The sequence below is a fragment of the Nocardioides sp. P5_C9_2 genome, assembly GCF_054049555.1.
In genome coordinates, this window is sequence record NZ_JBFUMD010000237.1 from 1 (window position 1) to 5,800 (window position 5,800).

The window sequence follows — 5,800 nt, forward strand, 5'->3', positions numbered from 1 at the left end:
CCGCTTGAGCACGACCACGCCGCTCTCGCGGTCGAGACGCGCGAGCGCCGCGGACTCCCAGGCGGCTCCCGAGGCCATCACCAGCACGCAGATCACGGGTCAGCCCTGCCCGAGGACCCGGACACGCTGCTCCTCGCTGGCGGCGAGCAGCGACGCGAGGGCCTCCGACTCGCCGCGCGGGATGCCCAGCACCAGCTGGCGGCCACCCCCGACGGAGCCGAGGGACTCGGTCGCGCTCGGCGCGTCGATGACCACCACGTCGCTGAGCACCGGTCCGGTCAGCCCGGTCAGCTCCGTGCGGCGGGCGTCGGCCGCGGGCACGACCCACAGCTCCACGACCGAGCCGGTGCCGATCCCGCTGGGCACCAGCTCGCTGGGGAAGGACAGCGACAGGCTCACCGTGTCGCTCTCCTCCGCCGAGCCCAGTGCCGCGGCCGGGACGAGCTCGCCCGCGCCGAGACCCCGCACGAGCTGCAGGTCCTCGGGGAGGGCATCGTCGGTGGCGAGGTAGCGGACCAGGTCGGTCGGCTCCTCGAAGCGCACGGACGTGGCCACCAGGTCGTCAGCGGTGAGCCGATCCCCCGGAGCCAGGTCGGACGCGGCGGACCAGACCGTCACGGAGTCGTCGGCGCCGCCGAGGAGTCGCGCCCCCGCCACGACCGACACGGCGACCAGGGCGACGCCCACCCAGAGGCGTGGATCGCGCCACCCGGGCGGCTGGGCACGGGTGGCGGTGGGCACGTCGGAGGCAGCATGGGTCCGAGACACACACGCATCATGTCCAGCCGGACGCCTCCGCACACCTGCTCGTCCACAGGAAGCGCGACGAGATCCGTCCCCGTCCACAGCCGCCGGGGCGTCGTACCACTGCGGTGACGGAGTTTGCGATCATGACCTCATGCCCGACTCCCCCCGCTTCCTCACCCTGGCCGACGTGGCCGAGGTGCTCAACACCTCCAGCGCCCAGGTCTACGCGCTGGTGCGCCGGGGGGACCTGCCCGCGATCAAGATCGGCGGGCGCGGCCAGTGGCGCGTCGAGGGTGCCGAGCTGGAGAGGTTCATCGAGCGGATGTACGCCGAGACCAAGACCTTCGTCTCCGACCACCCGTTCGTGGAGAGCGACGCCGGCCRCAGCGAGGACTGACTAGCCGATCTCGCCGTCGAGGGTGATCTCGACGGTGCGCTCCTTGCCGTCACGACGGACGGTGAACTCGATGGTCTCGCCGGGCTGGTGGGTGCGGATGGCGACGATCAGCGCGATGCCGTCGGTGACCGGCTCGCCCTCGACCCGGGTGACCAGGTCGTCCTGGAGGAGCCCCGCGTCCTGGGCCGGGGTGCCGTCGTTGACCTCGGTGATGAGCGCGCCCTCGGAGTCGTTGCCGCCGGTGCGGACCTGCGCCCCGATGACGGGGTAGCGCGCCTCGCCCGTGGCCAGGATCTGGTCGGCGGTCGTGCGCACCTGCTCGATCGGGATCGCGAAGCCGACCCCGATGTTGCCCGACGTCTCCCCCGTGAGGCTGCCCCCGGTCGTGGCGATGGCGGAGTTGACCCCCACGACCTCGCCGGCGAGGTTGACAAGCGGCCCACCCGAGTTGCCCGGGTTGATCGCGGCATCGGTCTGGACGGCATTGATGTACGACGACTGGTTGTCGGAGTCGCCCGTGGTCACCGGTCGGTTGAGGGCACTGACGATGCCCGAGGTGACGGTCTGGCTCAGCCCGAGGGGCGAGCCGAACGCGACGACCGGGTCCCCCACGTGCAGCACGGTGGACGCGCCGAGGGCGGCCGGCTCGAGGCCCTCGACGTCCTCCACCTGGAGGATGGCGAGGTCGTAGACCGGGCTGCGACCGACGACCGTGGCGTCGTGGCGGGTGCCCTCGGAGTCGACGACCAGGATCGCGCCGTCGTCCTGGGCGGCAGACGCGACCACGTGGTTGTTGGTGACGATGTGCCCCTGCCGGTCGAGCACGAAGCCCGACCCGGTGGCGCCGCCGGCCTCCCCGTTGAAGGCGGCGATGATCTGCACGGTGCTGGGCAGCAGTGCCTGGGCCAYGGCCGGCACCGAGCCGTTGTCGGCTTCGAGCGGCGCGGCGTCCTGGGTCTCGACGGCGTCGAGACCCCCGTCGTAGCGTCCGGTGTCGTCGCCGAGCCGGTCGTAGCCCAGCGCACCCAGGAAGCCGCCGAGGAGGCCGACCACCAGGGCCAGCATGGCGACGGCGGGCCACAACCAGCGCGACGTCCGGCGCGGCCGGTCGTCGGGGGCCACCGGCATCGGGGTGGTGGCGGCCTCACCGGCGAAGAACCCGCCGAACGGGCGGTCGGCGGGGACACCCGGACCCCACGACTGCTGCGGGATCGGGGACAGCGGCGTCGGCTGCCGCACCGGAGCGCCGGTGGGCAGCGGCTGCTGCGGCGACGGCGCCTGCTGCGGCGACTGGGGCGGCCCGAAGGGCGTGGCGGCCGCCGCGGGTGGCTGCTCCGCCGCGGGCGGTTGCTCCGCCGCCGGGGCGGACGTCTGGTTGGGCGGGGTCCAACCCGGGATCGGCTGCGTCAGTTCCCCGTCGTGGCGGTCGGCGTGCACGGGCAGCTCGTCGTGCTGCGCGGGTCGCTCGGGCCGGTCCTGGTCGGGGTGTTCCTGGTCGCTCACGGAGTCATTGTCCCCCGCGCGGCCACCTGGTCGAAGAGGTGGCGCACCGTGAGGGTCTGGCCGGTCGCGACGCGGGGGGACCGCGAGCTCGACGAGTGCCCCGGCGCGGAGGTGCGCGTGCGGCGTACCGGACGGACCTGGGGATCCACGGTGGAGGTCGTGACGGGACGGTTCAGGTCGCCGACCGGCGCCCGGCGCTCGACCTGCGGCGATCCGGCAGCCCCCAGGGCGAGGACGCCGACGACGGCGGCGCCGACGGCTCCGCCACCGATCAGCGCGAGCCCTCGGTGCCGGTGCCGGGTCGCGGGGAGCGCGGTCGCGAACGGGTCCGGCCGCAGCGCCCGGGTCGGGGACATCAGGGAGTCCTTGAGCCCGGCCGGCGCGGCGCCGGGGTCCAGGGACAGGCCGGCCAGCTTGGTCTTGACCCACCCCTCGCGCTCGACGAGGTCACGGCAGGGGTGGCACGTGTGGACGTGCTCCCACAGCCGCTCCTCATCGACGGCCGGCAACCGACCGTCGAGCAGCGCGCTCACCCGGGACCCGAGGTGGCTCACCGGGCGACCTCCGCCCCGTCGGCCAGGGCGGGGCCGGCGTACCGCTGGCGGCCGTCGACCGGAGCGCGGTGCGCGAGAGCGCGGCGCAGCATCGCGCGCCCACGGTGGATGCGCGAGCGCACGGTGCCGAGCTTGGCGTCCAGGATCTCGGCGATCTCCTCGTAGGTGAGGCCCTCGACGTCGCAGAGCACCACGGCGGCGCGGAAGTCGGGCGGCAGGGTCGCGAGCGCGCTCTCGATGTCGTCGTCGAAGGTCTGGTCGGCGTACGCGGCATCGGGTGCGGGCGAGGCGCTCTGCAGCCGGGCGGCGCGCTCGTCGGAGAGGGCGTCGAAGCGGATCCGCTGCTTGCGACGGGCGCCGTCGAGGAAGAGGTTGGTGGTGATCCGGTGCAGCCAGCCCTCGAACGTGCCGGGCGTGTAGGAGTCCAGCGAGCGGAAGACCCGGACGAAGACCTCCTGGGTGAGGTCCTCGGCGTCGGGACGGTTGCCGGTCAGCCGGTAGGCGAGGCGGAAGACGCGGTCGGAGTGCTGCTCGACGACCTCGTCCCACGTGGGCACCACGAGGTCGGGAGCGTCGGCGCGCGAACCGCCGGTGTCCGTGGAGTCGGCGGACGGGTCCACGGCTGCCCCCTGCTGGGTCGTGTGGCGCTTGAACAGTGCTCTGGCCTTCCTCAACCTAGGGAGCGGTCCTGAGAGGACCCTGTGAGCCGACCCCTGCGAGGCTGGGAATCGCGGGCCGCTTCTCCCGGGACAACGTGGGAGCCGGGCCCGGTGTTCCCGCGCGATAGAGTCGCGCCACTCGATGCGCAGCAGCGACCCGGCTGACGTGCGTGTCCGACCCAGGAGGCCACCATCACCACGCCGATCAAGCCCGCGAGCTGGACCTACGCCGAGGCGTTCGTCGCCGAGGACGACGTCCTCGCCTCCGCCCGCTCCCGCGCCGACGAGGTCGGGGTCTCCCCCGTCAGCCCCGGCGCCGGCGCCGCGCTGCGCTTCCTCGCCTCCGTCCTCGACGCCCGTGCGGTGGTCGAGATCGGCACGGGCACCGGGGTGTCGGGGCTGTGGCTGCTGCGCGGCATGCGTGCCGACGGTGTCCTGACGACCGTCGACATCGAGGCCGAGCACCAGCGGCTGGCCAAGGAGTCGTTCGGCGAGGCCGGTGTCCCGGCCAACCGGGCGCGCACCATCGCCGGCGCCGGGCTCGACGTGCTGCCCCGCCTGACCGACGGCCACTACGACCTGGTCTTCTGCGACGGCGACAAGCGGGAGTACGGCGAGTACCTCACCGAGGCGCTGCGACTGCTGCGCCCCGGCGGCGTGGTGGCCTTCGACAACGCGCTGTGGCACGACCGGGTGGCCGACCCCGCCCAGCGCGACGAGGAGACGGTGTCGATCCGCGAGCTCGGTCGCACGGTCGCCGACCACCCCTCGCTCGTCCCGGTGCTGCTGCCCGTCGGCGACGGGCTGCTGTGCGCCAAGAAGGTCTGGTCGCCCGAGGCCTGAGGTCCCCGGCCCGACCGAACGGCCCGCGTCGGTCCTCAGGCGCGGGGCGTGGCGGCGAAGCCGTCCCAGCCCTCGGCGACGGCGACGACGTCGCACGCCTCCACCAGGATCGGCGGGCTGCCGATGATCCTCGACCCGGGAGCCTGCGCGGCGCCCTCCTCGAACGTGCGCTGGAACTCCGCGCGGGCGTCGTCGGAGCCGAAGACGTAGGACCCCTCGAACCACTCGCCGCGGCGCATCCGCCACGTCTTGAACCCGAGCCCGGCCATGCCGGTGAAGCGGGCGTGCGAGGTCTCGGCGACGTACGACGCCAGCTGCTCCTCGACCCCGTCGGGGGCGTCGGCGAGCGACCAGCGGACGGTGAGTCCCCTCATCGACCGACGCCCTCGAGCGGGGAGTCCGACCCCAGCCAGGCCAGGAGCAGGCGCGGCCCGAAGCCGGTCGGCCCGGCGGTCCACTCGTAGCGCTCCGCCGGCGCCTCGGCGATCGATGCGAAGTCGACGTGCGCCCACGGCACGTCGCCCGCGAAGTGCTGGAGGTAGAGCGCGGCCGTGATGGCACCGGCGCCACCGGCGGCGTTGTCCCCGTCGGCGACCCGTGAGCTGACCTTGTCCTCGTAGTCGGACACCAGGGGCATCCGCCACAGCAGCTCGCCGGACTCGTCGGCGGCCGCGGCGAGGGCGGCGGAGATGCCCTCGTCGTTGGCGAAGTAGCCGCCGGTCCCCTGCCCGAGGGAGACCTTCATGGCCCCGGTCAGGGTGGCGATGTCGACCAGGACGTCGGGACGCACCTCGGTGACGGCGTAGGCCATCGCGTCGGCCAGGACCAGCCGGCCCTCGGCGTCGGTGTTGTTGACCTCGCTGGTGCGCCCGCCGTAGTGCCGGATCACGTCGCCGGGCCGCATGGCCGACCCACTGATCGCGTTCTCGGCCGCCGGCACCAGGCCGACCACGCGCACGGGGCAGCCCACGTCACGCAGGGCGGCCATGGCGGCCAGCACCGCGGCACCGCCGGACATGTCGCGCTTCATCGAGAGCATGCTCTCGGCGGGCTTGATGTCGAGGCCACCGGAGTCGAAGGTGATGCCCTTGCCGACC

At 73.8% G+C, this 5,800-nt stretch carries 8 protein-coding genes; 2 read left to right on the top strand and 6 right to left on the bottom strand.

Annotated features, from left to right (window positions below):
• Positions 1–99: 99 nt before the first annotated feature.
• Complete coding sequence (locus ACXJKL_RS12635) at positions 100–768, bottom strand: hypothetical protein (protein WP_457207396.1); 669 nt, start codon at positions 766–768, stop codon at positions 100–102.
• 130 nt (positions 769–898) lie between these two features.
• Here ACXJKL_RS12635 and ACXJKL_RS12640 point away from each other — a divergent pair, with 130 nt between their 5' ends.
• The gene (locus ACXJKL_RS12640; protein ID WP_457207397.1) at positions 899–1,144 is read left to right on the top strand and encodes a helix-turn-helix domain-containing protein; all 246 of its coding nucleotides are present in this window, start codon (positions 899–901) and stop codon (positions 1,142–1,144) included.
• On the opposite strand, the gene ACXJKL_RS12645 is transcribed toward ACXJKL_RS12640, so the two are convergent.
• Genes ACXJKL_RS12645 through sigE form a run of 3 tightly spaced genes read right to left on the bottom strand, consistent with a single transcriptional unit; the run spans position 1,145 to position 3,857 of the window.
• Positions 1,145–2,647, bottom strand: coding sequence for a S1C family serine protease (locus ACXJKL_RS12645; protein WP_457207398.1), 1,503 nt, complete (start codon positions 2,645–2,647; stop codon positions 1,145–1,147).
• Positions 2,644–3,201 (bottom strand): anti-sigma factor family protein, encoded by a 558-nt coding sequence (locus ACXJKL_RS12650; protein WP_457207399.1) that lies wholly within the window; start codon positions 3,199–3,201, stop codon positions 2,644–2,646. The genes ACXJKL_RS12645 and ACXJKL_RS12650 overlap by 4 nt, the downstream gene beginning before the upstream one ends.
• Positions 3,198–3,857 carry an RNA polymerase sigma factor SigE gene (gene sigE / locus ACXJKL_RS12655; protein ID WP_457207402.1) on the bottom strand — a complete coding sequence of 220 codons (660 nt, stop codon included), beginning with the start codon at positions 3,855–3,857 and terminating at the stop codon, positions 3,198–3,200. Before sigE ends, ACXJKL_RS12650 begins: the two co-directional genes overlap by 4 nt.
• Before the next feature lie 207 nt (positions 3,858–4,064).
• Between sigE and ACXJKL_RS12660 the strand changes: the two genes are divergently transcribed.
• Positions 4,065–4,703 (top strand): O-methyltransferase, encoded by a 639-nt coding sequence (locus ACXJKL_RS12660; RefSeq protein WP_457207403.1) that lies wholly within the window; start codon positions 4,065–4,067, stop codon positions 4,701–4,703.
• A gap of 35 nt (positions 4,704–4,738) precedes the next feature.
• On the opposite strand, the gene ACXJKL_RS12665 is transcribed toward ACXJKL_RS12660, so the two are convergent.
• Positions 4,739–5,077 (bottom strand): hypothetical protein, encoded by a 339-nt coding sequence (locus ACXJKL_RS12665; RefSeq protein ID WP_457207400.1) that lies wholly within the window; start codon positions 5,075–5,077, stop codon positions 4,739–4,741.
• Positions 5,074–5,800: leucyl aminopeptidase family protein (locus ACXJKL_RS12670; protein WP_457207401.1), on the bottom strand; the 727-nt coding region annotated here is incomplete at its 5' end. The genes ACXJKL_RS12665 and ACXJKL_RS12670, both read right to left, overlap by 4 nt.